Source organism: Paenibacillus lutrae, assembly GCF_009757775.1.
Taxonomy (GTDB): Bacteria; Bacillota; Bacilli; order Paenibacillales; family NBRC-103111; genus Paenibacillus_F; species Paenibacillus_F lutrae.
Genome location: NZ_RHLK01000001.1, coordinates 481,657 through 496,843, shown reverse-complemented (window position 1 = coordinate 496,843; position 15,187 = coordinate 481,657). Strand labels below are relative to the sequence as shown.

Sequence of the window (15,187 nt, the reverse complement as noted above, 5' to 3'; positions counted from 1 at the left end):
CGCTTGCTGTCGATTGGAGAATTCTCAAAAATATGCGGAGTTTCTACAAAAACGCTTCGATATTATGCTGAAATCGGATTACTTCATCCGGATGAAATTAATCCTGAAAACGGTTATCGGTATTATTCCATCGGGCAGCTCACAAGGATGTTGTTTATTAATCGTCTGAAATCTTATTATTTTTCTCTGGAAGAAATCAAAGCGATGCTGGAATTGGAGGATGATCAATCGGAGGAAAAGCTTTATTCTGCCCTTAACCGTAAAAGAAAGGAAATACAGACTCAATTAAAGGCTTTTGAATTTACGCTGAATCAAATGAGTATGGATATTTTGAAGTTAGAAAAGGACATATCGATTATGTCCTATCTGGATCATATAGAAGTACAGCTTGTTACAACCGAGCCGATGAAAATCCTCTCTATCCGTCAAATGATGAGCAGTGATGATTATGCCAGGGGATATGGAGAGCATTTCAGCAGATTATATGAAAGGATTGCTACTGAAAAGCTTACCGTGCTTGGTACGCCCATGACCATTTATCACAGTCCTGAATACAATCCGGCAGGCAATGATACAGAGTTTGCTATCCCGATCAAAGAGACGGTAGAGGGAACGAGAGAATGGCCTGGAGGGCTATGTGCGAAGTCTTCAATAACAGGTCCCTATTCCGAACTGACATCGATATATGCCAAACTCAGGGAATGGGTAGAGAATGAAGGTTATGAATTGGTGAAATCCCCTTATGAAGTATATCTGACAGCCCCGAGTCCTGCCGTTGCCGAGGAAATGGTTACCGAAGTGTACTTTCCTGTGAGGATAAAGCAGCACATCTGACATGGTTTTATTAACGTTCGCTGAAACAGCCCAAAAACTCTTTTAGGAGGTAAGTAGTATGTTCAAAAACGACTGGCCAACTAAGCAGTGGCAAACCGCTGACCCGGTAACCTTGGGAATGGACTCTGAGAAACTTGCAGAACTTGAACCAATTATACAATCCGAGTACAGCAATATAAATAGTATCGTTGTGGTGAGAAAAGGAATTATCGCTTATGAAAAATATTTCAATGGCTATGGCCCGGACGATGCACATCATGTAGCATCTGTAACGAAAAGTATACTATCTGCTCTCATTGGTATTGCGATAGAAGCGGGATATATCAAGGATGCAGCCCAGAAGGTGCTGGATTTTTTCCCCGAGTATGTTCCGGATGCTGCTGACAGCCAGAAACATGAAATCACCATACGCCATCTTCTCACCATGACGGCTCCCTATCCATTCGAAGACTGGCACGAACCGCTGGACAAGATGTGCATGCAGCCAGACTGGGTCAAGTATACGCTAGATATGCTCGGCCAAGGAGGAAAGATCGGGACTTTTAAGTACTCTACCGCAGGAGCACATCTTCTTTCAGCGATCCTTACTCGCAGCACCGGTAAAAGTGCGCGTGAGTTTGCGGGCGAACGCTTATTTAAACCTATCGGGATGCAAGAAATCCCGGACTATGCAATGGAATCATTCGGGTTTGAAGATTTATTCGGGAACAATGTGAAGGGATGGGTTAAGGACCCGGACAATCACTCCACAGGAGGATGGGGACTTACGCTAACTCCTCGTGACATGGCGCGTTTCGGTTTACTGTATCTGAACCGTGGCATTTGGGATCATCAACCGATTATACCGGAGTCATGGATTGATGAATCAACGGCAATGAATGCCAACCATTACGGTTATCTATGGTGGCTGCATGAAGAGGACGGTGTTTCTGCATACTCGGCAATGGGGGATGGGGGTCATGTGATTTGTTGTATTCCGAATCAAGATCTCGTCGTAGCCATTGCATCCGGATTTATTATGAATCCTCGTGATAGATGGACACTGATTAAGGAATGTATTATCCCGGCAATAGTGGACTAAATTTATCGCCATCAAGTCTGGCAAGATGAGTGTAGAATAAGGACAGGTTTCTATCTTCTTACTTTTACGATTAGTTGTACGTTTCTTCGTGGGGTTCATGCTGAAGACGTGAAACTGGTGCGATACAATATTCCTTTACAGGAATATTCCTATTGTGGTATATTGATTTCAGCAGAAAGTAGTATCCCGGACAACGATGCCGGACACCTGCAAGATCGGCAGGAGAATGGATGGTGACGATGGATACGCGCGTCATGAATGCTCTTGCAGAGCCGAACCGGTTGAGAATCGTGGAGTTGCTGCGCAAGCGTCCGCTCACGGTGGGGGAAATTGCGGAGCTGCTGGAAATGCGTCAGCCTCAGGCATCCAAACATTTGCGTGTTTTGAGCGAGTCGGGCCTAGTTAAGGCACAGGTGGATGCGAATCGTCGGATTTACAGTCTGCAGCCGGCTCCTTTTCAAGAGTTGGACCAATGGCTGAAGACCTTTCGCGTCATCTGGGAGGAACGATTTGATCGTCTGGACGACTATTTACAGAAGCTGCAGGACCCGCGCACCGGGGAAGAATCGCAAGACGGACCGTATTAAACCCCATTAGGAGGAATGTTCATGACTAATCCAATCATTTCTAAGGTAGAAGACAAGACCCTGACACTGGAGCGGATATTCAAAGCGCCCCGCGAACTCGTGTTCCAAGCTTTCACACAGGCCGAGCATTTGAAGCATTGGTGGGGTCCCAGAGGCTGGAGCATGCCGGTATGCCATGTTGATTTTCGTGTCGGCGGCGTTTGGCATTATTGCATGAAATGCGAGGCCAAGTCTCAAGGAGACTTCTACGGCATGGAATCGTGGGGCAAAGGGGTATACAGCGAGATCCAGGCACCGGAGAAGATTGTTTATACGGACTACTTCTCCGATGCGGACGGCAATATTGCGGAAACGATGCCGGCTACGATCTGCACCCTGACGTTCCTAGAGGTCGAAGGCGGTACTAAAGTTATCAACGTCTCTGAGTATGCAGAAGCTGAAAGCTTGAAGCAGGTGCTGGATATGGGCATGCTGCAGGGCATCACCGAGACATGGGATCGTCTGGGCGAACACTTGGAATCAGTTCAGTGAGGCAGACGGTCAGACATTTGGCCGGCCTTGCTTAACAACATGAATGAGACGAAGGGGCTGTCCCAAAAGTCATTTCAAAAAATTCAGTCCCCACTTTTCACGTGATATTTGTTTAAAAAAGAACCTTCAGATCCACTTTTATAGTGGTTTTGAAGGTTCTTTTACACATGTTATGGGGTTGTCTCACTCAGGTTTACCCTTTTGAGACAGCCCCTTTTTTTGCAGATAGCAGTTCGCGGGCAGCTTAATTGTTCTTCGCTGCTGCTCATTCGGGCGATCATAGCTTCTTTTATCGCAACCTCCGGAGGACGAAGAGGAAGAAGCCGGAACTTCCGGGTACAGCGGCGCGATAGCGGAAGGAAGGATATGCAATCCGTAGACTACGTTTTATAATTTAAGGATATATGTTTTGTCTTTTGCTCTGGACAGAGGATATATCCTCTTCTAATGTGTGGCAAGAGCCTGTGTTGCTATTCTCCAGGTAACTGGAAATTATTGAAACGAGGTGCTTTAGGATTAAATCTACGGTTCGTATTATGAAAGAGAGTGATCCGGAACGAATTTCCGAAGCCTTTCGTGAACAAGGCTGGGATAAGTCATCCGATCAATACACTCGTTACTTAGAAGAGCAAATTAACGGGAAACAAGTGACTTTAATTGCTGAAGTTGAAGGTGATTTCGCGGGCTATGCAAATATAGTTTGGCAGTCAGATTATCCTTATTTTAAAAAACATCATATACCCGAAATTCAAGATTTTAACGTGTTGATAAAGTATCGCCGTCGCGGGATAGGTACAATGCTAATGAATACATGTGAGGAAATGATTCGTGAAAGATTTGACGCAGCCGGACTTGGTGTGGGTTTATTCCGTGATTACGGCGAAGCCCAAATTTTATACGCAAATCGCGGCTATATCCCCGACGGAAAAGGAATCTATAAAAACGGCGAGTATCTTTCATATGGGCAGAAAGTAACGGTAGATGACGACTTGAATTTATTTTTTGTAAAAAAATTACGCTGATCCCGGATAAGAGTTCAACTACAGCAGAGTTGTCTTTTATTCAGGGTCATGGCTATTTGCTGTGGTGATTGTTTCGTTCTGATAGGTGAATGCCGTGTAGTTTTACGGATCATTTGCGTAGAATGTGGCAGGAGCATAGTACTGTTTGGGTTCATCGTCAGAACAAATAGGGAGAGATGGAGGATGAGCCGGTGGTATCGTATTCGTGCCGTTAACTCCGCTATTCGGAAATTACGGAACGCAAGATCTTTCTTAATCCGCGGAGAGTTTGAGCGTGCAGAGAATAAAATAATTGGTAGTCTTATTTCTCTTAGCCGTAAGGACGCTTGCAGCAATAGAAGCAGGGAGTGGAATCCGCCTCATTGCAGGGGGAAGGGACTGAGTGGATCTGAGATTACGGAAAAGTATGTAAGGAAAATAAATGCGGTAATAAGGAAATTATTTATAGCTAAAACTTACGCAAAACGGAATGAAATAAAATGTGCAGAGAAAAAAGTGTCCCATTCCTTACTAAATCTTATCCAGATACTAAAATGTATGAATCAGATCGAACACTCAAAGGCAGGTAGGGAGTACAAGGGCCCGACTGGGGCGACAGGAGCAATGGGCCCAAGAGGAGCAACAGGACCGACGGGCGCAATGGGCCTGATGGGAGCAAGAGGGACGACGGGTGCGACGGGTGCGACAGGTGTCACAGGAGTAACCGGCCCAACGGGAGTGACTGGGCCAACAGGTGCAACCGGCTCTACAGGTGCAACCGGTACGACCGGTCTGACAGGAGCAACCGGTCCCACGGGAACGACAGGACCGACCGGTGAAACTGGGGCAACGGGCGTAACAGGGACGACGGGAGCGACGGGTCCCACAGGTGCAACCGGCGCAACAGGCGCGACAGGCGCTACCGGACCGACAGGTGAAACCGGACCAACGGGTGCAACCGGTCCCACGGGAGCGATAGGACCGACAGGTGCAACCGGATCAACAGGAGCGACGGGTCTGACAGGAGCAACCGGTGAAACTGGTGCAACGGGCGTAACAGGACCGACGGGAGTGACTGGGCCAACAGGAGTAACCGGCTCTACAGGGGCGACCGGTGCGACGGGTGCGACAGGCGCTACCGGTCTGACAGGTGCTACCGGCCCAACGGGAGCGACAGGTGCAACCGGTGCGACAGGTGCGACAGGTCTGACAGGCGCAACAGGGCCAACGGGTGTGACCGGTGCGACCGGTCCCACAGGTGCAACCGGCGCAACAGGAGCAACCGGTGCGACAGGGGCGACGGGTCCCACAGGTGCGACCGGTCTGACAGGCACAACGGGTCCGACAGGACCGACAGGAGCAAACGGTCCGACAGGCGCAACCGGTCCCACAGGAGCAACCGGTATTTTCCAACAATTTCAGGTGTCCGAGAATACAACAAACACATCGGGAAGTTCCGCAATTCCCATAGGTGCTGTCGTCACCACTCTAAAAACGATCACTTTAACCGGGGTCACAGCTGGAAGCCGAATCTGGTTAACCGGAATTGTTGGTTGGCAAGACACGTCTGGCAATACTTTAGTTCAATTACAGATTCTTCGAGGCGCAACGATTATCTTCAGTATCAATGAAGACGGGGATGGCAATAACCAGTTTGGGTCAACGAGCATCAACCATGTTGATTTAACTCCCGGAACCGGCAATGTTACGTATTCGTTAGCTGCTTTGACCCTTTCAGGAGCAGCGAATGCTGTCGGAGCCATCACTTTTACCGGAGCATTAATACTGCCTTAATCCAATAAGCGACCAAACTTTTAAGATTGGCCGCTTTAATGTTTATATCGTTTTAAATTTAGTTCGAAGATGTCCATCGAGGTGCTGCTCGAAGAAAATTTTTACAAAAGGGTAAGCGAACATGTAATTCCGTTACAAATAGTGGTAAATTAGAATATGAAAATATGATCAAAGAAATGTAGCTATCGACGCGAGACGTGTCAGAACCTGGTTACATCAGATGACGGAAATAGAAGAAAAAAGAGGTATTCATCAAAATCAATAGCAAAAAACTAAGAGATTAGCTATAATTTAAGTAACGACTGAGTTGTAATTCAAACAGAAAAGGTGTGTGTAAGGTCGCGCCTGGGCCAAGTGTTATGCCTATGCAGAAGCGCCTGCATCCTTTCTGCAAATTTTACGGTATAGGGATGGTAAAAATGAGTAGCGGAGAAACGAAAACAGACGTCATCTTAATTGGTGCCGGAATCATGAGTGCGACCCTAGGGACACTTCTGAAAGAATTAGTACCGGAATGGGAAATTACCGTGTTCGAGAAGCTTGAAAATGCCGGTGATGAAAGCTCAAACGAATGGAATAATGCAGGAACAGGACATGCGGCATTGTGCGAGCTTAATTACACAGCCCAAAAACCAGACGGTTCTATAGATATTAGTAAAGCTATCGAGATTAATGAGCAGTTTCAAGTTTCTATGCAGTTTTGGTCTTATCTTGTAAACAACAAGTTGATACGTAATCCGCAGGACTTTATCATGCCACTGCCTCATATGAGTATGGTGCAAGGGGAACAGAATGTAGCGTTTTTAAAGAAACGTTTTGAAGCGATGTCCAATAACCCGTTGTTTCAGGGCATGGAATTTTCGGACGATCCTGCCAAACTGATGGAATGGATTCCGCTTATTATACAAGATCGTCCATCAAACGAGCCTATAGCGGCAACGAAGATTGACTCTGGTACGGATGTAAACTTTGGCGCTTTAACGCGCATCTTGTTCGACCACTTGAAGAGTAAAAACGTCAATATGAAATATAAGCATAGCGTTGATAACATTAAACGTGCCAGCGATGGATCGTGGGAATTGAAAGTACGGAACGACCGCGGTACCGTTGAACGCCATCATGCAAAATTCGTCTTTATCGGTGGCGGTGGAGGAAGCCTGCACTTGCTGCAAAAATCCGGCATTCCTGAAGGTAAACATATTGGAGGTTTCCCGGTAAGCGGCATATTTATGGTATGTAAGAATCCGGATGTTATAGCCCAGCACCATGCCAAAGTATATGGCAAAGCTAAGCTTGGAGCTCCTCCGATGTCTGTTCCGCATCTTGATACCCGATTTATTGACAATAAAAAATCGTTGCTTTTCGGACCTTTTGCAGGTTTCTCTCCGAAGTTTTTAAAAACCGGTTCTATGTTTGATCTCGTAACTTCCGTAAAACCGGATAATCTCGTAACGATGTTGTCGGCAGGGGCTAAGAACATGTCATTGACCAAATACCTGATCGAGCAAGTTATGTTATCGAAAGAAAAGCGTATGGAAGAGTTACGAGAGTTTATCCCGAACGCCAAAATCGAGGATTGGGATTTAGTCGTAGCGGGCCAGCGTGTGCAAGTTATCAAAGATACGGTAGCTGGCGGCAAAGGTACCCTTCAATTCGGAACGGAAGTTATTACTGCCGCGGATGGCTCAATTGCAGCGTTATTAGGTGCTTCTCCAGGTGCTTCTACCGCTGTTCATGTTATGCTTCAGGTAATGAACAAATGTTTCCCGCAGCATATGAATGAGTGGGAATCTAAAATTAAAGAAATGATTCCTTCTTATGGCTTATCCCTGCTGGAAAATCCGGAGCTTCTGCAAGAGATTCATTCTTTAACTGCAGAGTCGCTTGCTCTAAGAGAAAAAGAACTGGCCTACAGTTAATATTTATAATGCAAGCAGCACTTTTCATATGTACAAAGAACCCTCCATCTCTGGAGAGTTCTTTTTTGTATCGCCTTATTAGCGGGATTTGAGGGGGATTTCATGGTTAAAAAGAGACAGTTGTTATTAGACGCGGCACTCGCGTTGTTCGAAGAACATGGATTCGCCCATACGACGATTCAAATGATTTTGGATTTGTCGGGGGTGTCAAAAGGAACCTTTTATAAATTCTTTAGTTCTAAGGACGATTGTATTCTGGCGATTATGGAACAACGTATGCAAGAAGATGTCCAGATCCGCAAAAATCTTGAAACCCAAAGCTATGCCTCCGAATTCGATTTGCTGGTAGACCAACTTGCCGTACCAATGACTCTGCCTGAGAAGCAGCGCATCCAAGTCTTATTCTGGATAGGCTTATACTCGGGTGAGTTTGACTCGGCTGAACTGGCTGGCATGCAGCTCAAATGGCTGTCTGAACGACTCGTTCATTTGTACGGAGAGGAGATTAGACCTTATGCCTATGAGGGGGCCATTCTTTGTTACGGCATGCTTTATCAAATCGCAAATACATATCGGATTTATCGTCTTAACGAGCCGCTATGGAAAGAACTTGTGCCGAAAGTATTAGTTTATACGGATATTTTGCTTAGATCCATGCAAGCAAGACATGAGCATATCTTTGACTCACACAGCCTTTCACAGATTAGTTCCCAAGAGGTCCATCATCTAACGGATAAAAATACCCTTATAACGGATCTTCAAGCCTTTGACCGAATGGTTCAACAGTCGAGAGAGCCGGCAACGACAAAAGAGCTAACCCGCGGGCTTCTTTTTTTGCTTCAGCAGGATGAGACGAACCGTACCTTGCTGCAAGTCGTTTTACAAGCTTTTCAAAGAGAGTTCGAAACGAACGTTTTTTATCCGGAAGCGAGGAGAATTCAAAACCAGATGGAATGGTATTTGGAACAAATAAACTAATCGTATAAATCTTAGTCCCTATATTTGGGGACTTTTTTATTTGGACTAATGATGCATAGGATAATTTAGACGAGTCGTATAAAATGGAGTAGGGGAGTTATCGATGGCATGAAGAGTTTTTCCCGCTCGATTGGTATAAACGGATGCTGAGCAACAACCCTGTTTATTATCATGAAGGTACCGATACGTGGAATGTTTTCCGATATGACGATGTTAAGCAGGTAATCAGTAATCAAGAGTACTTCTCAGCGGAAGGTAAGAGGACAACGCTGGTTGTTGGGGCATCTAATAAAGAAGGGACGGTTCCGGACAAAATCAATCTTTCAAGCATTGATCCTCCCAAACACCAGAAAAACCGTTCTTTGTTAGCTGCCGCTTTTACACCTCGCAGTTTGAAAGATTGGGAGCCGCGTATACGAAATATTGTCCATCTATTGCTAGCAGAGATGCAGCCTGATACGACTGTCGATATCGTAGAGTCACTGTCGGGACCATTGCCTTCGATGGTTATGGCTGATTTGCTGGGCATAACTTTGGAGGAAAGCCACCGTTTCAAAAACTGGGTCGATATCTTGTTCCAGCCCGTCAGTAAAGAGAAGCAGATAGAGAGCGAAGAGAGAAAGCGGATAGCCGCTAAGGAATATTATGAATTCCTGTACCCGATTGTCGTACATAAACGTTCTAACCCGGGGGAGGATATTATTACGGATTTATTGAATGTGGAGGTTGAAGGTGAACGATTTACTGACGATGAGGTTGTCAGAACTACCATGCTGCTGCTTGGGGCTGGAATCGAAACCACAAGTCACATGGTATCTAGCATCTTCTATTCTTTGCTGTACGATGACGAGATGTTGTACCCGCAGCTAAGAAATAACTTGGATCTAGTTCCTAATGCCGTAGAGGAAATGCTTCGTTACCGGTTTCATATCTCCAAGCGTCACCGGACGGTAAAGCAGGATAACAATCTCCTGGGCGTTGAATTAAAAAAAGGAGATCTGGTTATCGCGTGGATGAGTGCGGCTAATCTGGATGAACAGGTGTTTGAGAAGCCGTTCGAACTAAATGTTCAGCGCCGTAATAACAAGAAGCACCTAACCTTTGGCAACGGGCCGCATTTCTGCCTGGGTGCTCCACTTGCCAGAATGGAACTGAACATTGTCTTGACGGCGTTCTTGGAGAAATTCCCTTGTATTGAGCCCGTTGATTCCTTTGACTTGGAGCGTAATCTCGCAGCTTCGGCTCCCGGCCAATCTTTAACGTCTCTTTCCTTGAGGCTGGTAGGTTCATCATAAATCAGGGCATATGGAATTGTTCAATTCCGCATCAACTTTTCTATCATTCATATGAACACGATGAATAACTTTTTTGGAGGGAATCCTATGAGATTGGAAAATAAAGTAGCAGTCGTTACCGGCGCTGCATCGGGCATGGACAAAGCCATTGCCGAATTGTATGCGAAAGAAGGAGCTAAAGTCGTGGTCTCCGATTTGAATATTGAAGGCGCGGAAGCGGTAGCAGCCGCTATTAAAGCTAACGGCGGTGAAGCCGTCGCAGTTAAAACCAACGTTGCGGATCAAAATGATATCATCAGGATGATCGATACAGCGGTTAATGAATACGGAACGCTCGATATATTGGTAAACAACGCCGGCATTATGGATAATATGGCGGCAGCCGGTGACGTGAACGACGAGAGATGGGATCTTATTTTCGACGTCAATACCAAAAGTGTCATGCGCGCGATCCGCAAGTCGATTCCGATCTTCCTTGAGAAAGGGAAGGGCGTGATCATCAACACGGCTTCTACAGGCGGTTTCAGCGGCGCGCATGCGGGCGCCGCTTATACGGCCTCCAAGCACGCCGTTATCGGCTTAACTAAAAACACGGCTTTTATGTTCGCGCAAAAAGGCATTCGCTGTAATGCGATCGCACCTGGAGCTACGATGACGAATATCGCTTCAACGATCAGCAATGTAAGCGAGTTCGGCGCTTCTAGAACGAAGGTTACTCAAGGGGTTATCCCACGCGTAGGACAAGCAGAAGAAATCGCACAAGTAGCCTTATTCCTCGCATCCGATGAATCGAGCTTCGTAAATGGCGCCATAATCGCCGCGGACGGCGGATGGACGGCAGGCTTCTAAACCGGTAAACAAAATAGGACTATAAGCTGTAAGCAGCCTGGCTGCTTACAGCTTTTTTGATAGATTTACAGTGGGAAAGGATACTGTAGAACATTTTGTGGAAATGGATTCATACACGACTATGGAACAAGCCGGCTTGTTTCATATGTTATCAAGCGGGTAAGTAATAGGCGTAGGCAGTTAAGTTAGTATGAACTTGCCTAATAAAAACGCTTAAGGAGTGGATCAACATGGCTGACAAAATGTCACGAGAAGAAGCAGGACGCAAAGGCGGAGAAGAAACTGCAAGAACTCACGATAAAGAGTTCTATCAGGAAATTGGAAGCAAGGGCGGAGAATCACGCGGCGACAGCGATGGTAAAATGAGCCGCGAAGAAGCGGGTCGCAAAGGCGGCCAAAACTAATTCCGTTAATCAACTGCCTCCGTGTTTCATTGAGAGCCTGCATATAGGGATTCTCAATGCCGACCCCGGGAAATTAATCTTATTATAGGAAAAGGATCTGCAAGCACATTAAAGTTGTGCAAGCAGGTCCTTTTTCTGTATGAACGGTTCTCCTAATGGATTTGCTGATTGTTCATCATAGTCTATCATCCTCGTAATGTGATCCTGTGGTAATATAAGTTAATATCCTTAATTAAGGTGATACACAAATCGAAAATCAATCTAAAGCGTAATATAAAGGAGTATTAGATTAGATGGACATAGTATTCAACCTGGAAACGGTTTTGGACGACATGAAACGGCAAATCGATAAATGGACAGCTTCAATTAGAGAGAAGGACGCGGAACAGATCGTGAAGCGGACTCCGCTTCAGATAGGAATTCATGATTACGCTCTGCTTGAATATGTTAACGGCCAGGTGAACATGACGGATAATGATCTCGACTTTACCATGCCGGGTACCTCGACCAGCCGCGGTGGGTATGCAGAAATGCTGTCCGAAGAACAAGTGCGAGAGCGGATTGTCCCTGAGCTTGCTTCTTATATGAAGATTACACTTGAGGCTCTGCCGTCAGCGTTAATCGATTATCGGTTCACTTTGAATGGGAAGTTCCGGACTCGGGAAGGCGAACTCTGCATTCGTATTCTCGAATACGTCGACGAGACGAAGAAGAAACAATTAAGGGAACGAATCTTCTTTTATATCGAGAAAAAACTCGAACCGGGAAACTATCCGACCAAACCGCTGGAGACGTTCTTCCTCTCCCGGCATCTGTTAGACGAGCATCTGTTTCCAGACTTGGCTGCCGGCCGGATTATTTCCCTTTTCGAGAACATTCAACAAGTTAACAAAGGGAACAAACATGTTGCAGAACACAGGAATTATCTGACTATCGCTTTACGGAGTTGGGTGGAGGATCAGTGGCTGCCCCGTTATTTTGATAATGAAGGGACAACATTCCAGAGAAACTATCAGAAAAAAAACGGTGCCCGGCTGGAAAATACGGAGGAGGGACCGATCGAACTTCTCCTCTATGCCGCAATCTCCATTCTGAAATACATGCCTTCTTACAGCAGAAGCACGGGGCTGGATATGTTGAAATGCGCTATTGAGCTAGGAAGTGACAAAGCCAAACGGATGATGAAGGAGGGCAGCGGTGCGTTTGCCGAGGAGGATATTAGTTTTCGTGATGAGCTGGCGGAAGGTACAGCCAACGATGTGTTTGCCGTGGTGACCCTGACGATCAAGCAGGAAACGGAAGAGAGCTACGGTCGTGCGCTCCGGTTTCTGATTCACTTGTTAACTCTCGGTTTCCCCAAAAGCTATCAAATCAAGCTGAAATCAAGCGTCAAACAATGGCTGCCCATTAAAGGGCTGGCCAAATCAGGAACACACCGATTTTTCGCTCAAGCTCTGGAATATCCGCATTTGCATCCCTTGTTGGAGGAATACGCGCGAGCGGCGATGGAACCTTTCGAATGGTATGCGGATACGGAAGGGGAGAAGAACTGCATGCCGGGCAGTTATGCAGTCTTCGGCCTCGGATTGGCGAATCGGGCCTATTTTCCGCTGGTAGAAGAATATATGGAGATGGTTGACGAAGAGCACCAGTCTGTTCAGAACTGCTTCACAGCCGCATTGGCCGACCTTCATGGGGTTAACGCAGAGACGATTTCGACGCTGGTGAAGTGCATGCTCCGCAGCACAGATTCGGTGAAGCTGAAGATCAGAGCAGATATGGAAGAAGAGAAGCATCTGCGATTGCTGCTCGACCAGGCTCGGGACCTTCCCTATTATAAGGTGGAGCATATGGTTTATTTGATCTGGGGCGGAACGGACAAGCTGAAGAAAATTGCGGCCAAGGCCGAAGGAGAGCGTGGGCAGTGGCTTTTGGAGCTGGTACGTCTTACCGGGCGCGGGCAGCAGCGAGGATAACCGCTCTTTGGAAATGGGTGGCTGTAAAGAACGGCAGAAAACCGTGAAAACCGTAAAGTATGCCGGAAGAAGTCGCCAGATTGGCGGCTTTTTTTGTAGAGTAAATCGGGGATTGACTGCAAAGGATGTTATAGCGTATTGAGAGGTTAGAAAAGATGTTGATTTATAATCATAAAATAGGTATAGTCTTATATGTATATATAAGCATTTAATTATATATCGGCTTATCTCAAGATAAAAGCGGTATAAAGGAGGTTCGCTTCAATGACACAACAAATAAATACAGATGACATCCGTGATATTTCTCAAATTCTTAAACTCTTGGGTGACAAAACGAGGCTTATAACGATGAAGCTGCTGGAGCATCAAGAGTGCTGTGTATGTGAACTCGTTGAAATCATCAACACCAGCCAGCCTGCAATAAGCCAACACTTGAGAAAGCTTAAAGATGCGGGTCTTGTGAAAGAAGAACGCAGAGGACAGTGGATTTTCTACTCGACGAATAGAGAAAATAAACACTACGAGCTGATTGAGAAACTGATTGGCTATGTTCCTTCTCAGAATCATGAATTCGAAGCGTTAGCAAAAAAAGGATTGAGAGTCACTTGCAAATAATTGGGGGTTTAATGAAGTGAGTTCGGTTATTGTAGCCTGTATTATTTTTCTGGTCACCCTTGTACTTATTATCTGGCAGCCTGGAAACTTGTCTATCGGATGGTCTGCTTGCGGCGGGGCCATTCTAGCGCTTCTCGCAGGGGTCGTAACCTTACAAGATGTTCTAGATGTCACGCAAATTGTATGGAATGCCACTTTAGCTTTCGTTGCGATCATCCTTATATCCTTAATTCTTGACAGGATTGGTATTTTTGAATGGGCAGCCTTACATATGGCAAGAGCGGCGCGTGGGAATGGAATCCGGATGTTTATTTATGTCTCGGTTCTTGGAGCTATGGTAGCTGCCTTATTCGCTAATGACGGGGCGGCCTTAATTCTGACACCCATTGTACTTGCTATGGTAAGGGCGCTGAATTTTGAGGAGAGCAAGGTTTTTCCTTTTATTATCGCAAGCGGATTTATTGCCGATACGACATCTTTACCGTTAGTCGTAAGCAACTTGGTAAATATTGTTTCGGCGGATTTCTTCGGAATAAGCTTTCTGGAGTACGCAGGCCGCATGTTTGTACCGAATTTATTCTCGCTCGCGGCCAGTGTTCTCGTGCTTTACTTGTTCTTCCGCAAGGGTATTCCGAGACAATACGATGCCGCGCAATTAAGAAGACCTTCCGAAGCGATCAAAGATCCCCATATGTTCCGTATGTCATGGATCGTCTTAGGTGTATTGCTGATCGGATACTTTGTAAGTGAATTTCTAAAGATTCCCGTCTCTATAGTGGCAGGCATCATCGCGATTTTCTTCCTGCTGATGGCTCGCAAAAGCTCCGCTGTTCCAATAAAAGAGGTTGTGAAAGGTGCACCCTGGGCCATTGTATTTTTCTCAATAGGCATGTACGTAGTTGTGTACGGGCTTCGTAATGCAGGTCTGACCGATCTGCTTGCGGGCGTTATTCAAGCCGCGGCAGACCGGGGGATGTTTGCGGCAACCATGTCGATGGGCTTCATAGCGGCTATTATTTCATCCTTAATGAACAATTTGCCTACCGTCATGATCGATGCCCTGGCGATTGATGCTACCCGTGCAACGGGCGCCTTAAGAGAAGCTTTAATCTACGCAAACATCATTGGTTCCGATTTGGGTCCTAAAATTACACCTATCGGGTCGCTGGCAACCCTTTTGTGGCTGCACGTGCTAACTTCCAAAGGTGTGAAGATATCCTGGGGCACTTATTTTAAGACGGGGATTATATTGACCATCCCTACGCTATTTATAACTTTGTTAGGTTTGTACCTCTGGTTAACCATCATTTTGTAATATAAGGA

The 15,187-nt window shown here is 46.0% G+C and carries 14 protein-coding genes; all 14 read left to right on the top strand.

Annotated features, from left to right (window positions below; all coding sequences use genetic code 11):
* The first annotated feature begins 3 nt into the window (after positions 1-3).
* The 14 genes from EDM21_RS01910 to EDM21_RS01845 all read left to right on the top strand — a co-directional run bounded on the left by EDM21_RS01910 (position 4) and on the right by EDM21_RS01845 (position 15,179).
* Positions 4-834, top strand: coding sequence for a MerR family transcriptional regulator (locus tag EDM21_RS01910; RefSeq protein WP_157332385.1), 831 nt, complete (start codon positions 4-6; stop codon positions 832-834).
* Between the two features lie 58 nt (positions 835-892).
* Positions 893-1,915 carry a serine hydrolase domain-containing protein gene (locus tag EDM21_RS01905; protein ID WP_157332383.1) on the top strand — a complete coding sequence of 341 codons (1,023 nt, stop codon included), beginning with the start codon at positions 893-895 and terminating at the stop codon, positions 1,913-1,915.
* A 239-nt stretch (positions 1,916-2,154) separates the two neighbouring features.
* Positions 2,155-2,502, top strand: coding sequence for an ArsR/SmtB family transcription factor (locus EDM21_RS01900; RefSeq protein ID WP_157332635.1), 348 nt, complete (start codon positions 2,155-2,157; stop codon positions 2,500-2,502).
* Positions 2,503-2,523: 21 nt separating this feature from the next.
* Entirely contained in the window at positions 2,524-3,033 is a 510-nt protein-coding gene (locus tag EDM21_RS01895; protein WP_157332381.1) for an SRPBCC family protein, read from the top strand.
* A 536-nt stretch (positions 3,034-3,569) separates the two neighbouring features.
* A complete protein-coding gene (locus EDM21_RS01890) occupies positions 3,570-4,055 on the top strand; it encodes a GNAT family N-acetyltransferase (protein ID WP_157332379.1) in 486 nt (161 codons plus the stop codon).
* A 519-nt stretch (positions 4,056-4,574) separates the two neighbouring features.
* Complete coding sequence (locus tag EDM21_RS01885; RefSeq protein ID WP_461824327.1) at positions 4,575-5,828, top strand: collagen-like domain-containing protein; 1,254 nt, start codon at positions 4,575-4,577, stop codon at positions 5,826-5,828.
* A gap of 419 nt (positions 5,829-6,247) precedes the next feature.
* On the top strand, positions 6,248-7,747 hold the full coding sequence (locus EDM21_RS01880) for a malate:quinone oxidoreductase (protein WP_157332633.1): 1,500 nt from the start codon (positions 6,248-6,250) through the stop codon (positions 7,745-7,747).
* A 102-nt stretch (positions 7,748-7,849) separates the two neighbouring features.
* On the top strand, positions 7,850-8,725 hold the full coding sequence (locus EDM21_RS01875) for a TetR/AcrR family transcriptional regulator (RefSeq protein WP_157332375.1): 876 nt from the start codon (positions 7,850-7,852) through the stop codon (positions 8,723-8,725).
* A gap of 143 nt (positions 8,726-8,868) precedes the next feature.
* Positions 8,869-10,020, top strand: a complete 1,152-nt coding sequence (locus tag EDM21_RS01870) for a cytochrome P450 (protein WP_157332373.1) — start codon at positions 8,869-8,871, stop codon at positions 10,018-10,020.
* An 87-nt stretch (positions 10,021-10,107) separates the two neighbouring features.
* On the top strand, positions 10,108-10,869 hold the full coding sequence (locus EDM21_RS01865; protein WP_157332371.1) for an SDR family oxidoreductase: 762 nt from the start codon (positions 10,108-10,110) through the stop codon (positions 10,867-10,869).
* Between the two features lie 230 nt (positions 10,870-11,099).
* Entirely contained in the window at positions 11,100-11,273 is a 174-nt protein-coding gene (locus EDM21_RS01860) for a KGG domain-containing protein (RefSeq protein WP_157332369.1), read from the top strand.
* A 293-nt stretch (positions 11,274-11,566) separates the two neighbouring features.
* Positions 11,567-13,249, top strand: coding sequence for a DUF6138 family protein (locus tag EDM21_RS01855; protein ID WP_157332366.1), 1,683 nt, complete (start codon positions 11,567-11,569; stop codon positions 13,247-13,249).
* Positions 13,250-13,513: 264 nt separating this feature from the next.
* Positions 13,514-13,864 (top strand): ArsR/SmtB family transcription factor, encoded by a 351-nt coding sequence (locus EDM21_RS01850; RefSeq protein WP_157332364.1) that lies wholly within the window; start codon positions 13,514-13,516, stop codon positions 13,862-13,864.
* A 16-nt stretch (positions 13,865-13,880) separates the two neighbouring features.
* Positions 13,881-15,179, top strand: coding sequence for an ArsB/NhaD family transporter (locus EDM21_RS01845; RefSeq protein WP_166541777.1), 1,299 nt, complete (start codon positions 13,881-13,883; stop codon positions 15,177-15,179).
* Positions 15,180-15,187: the final 8 nt, after the last annotated feature.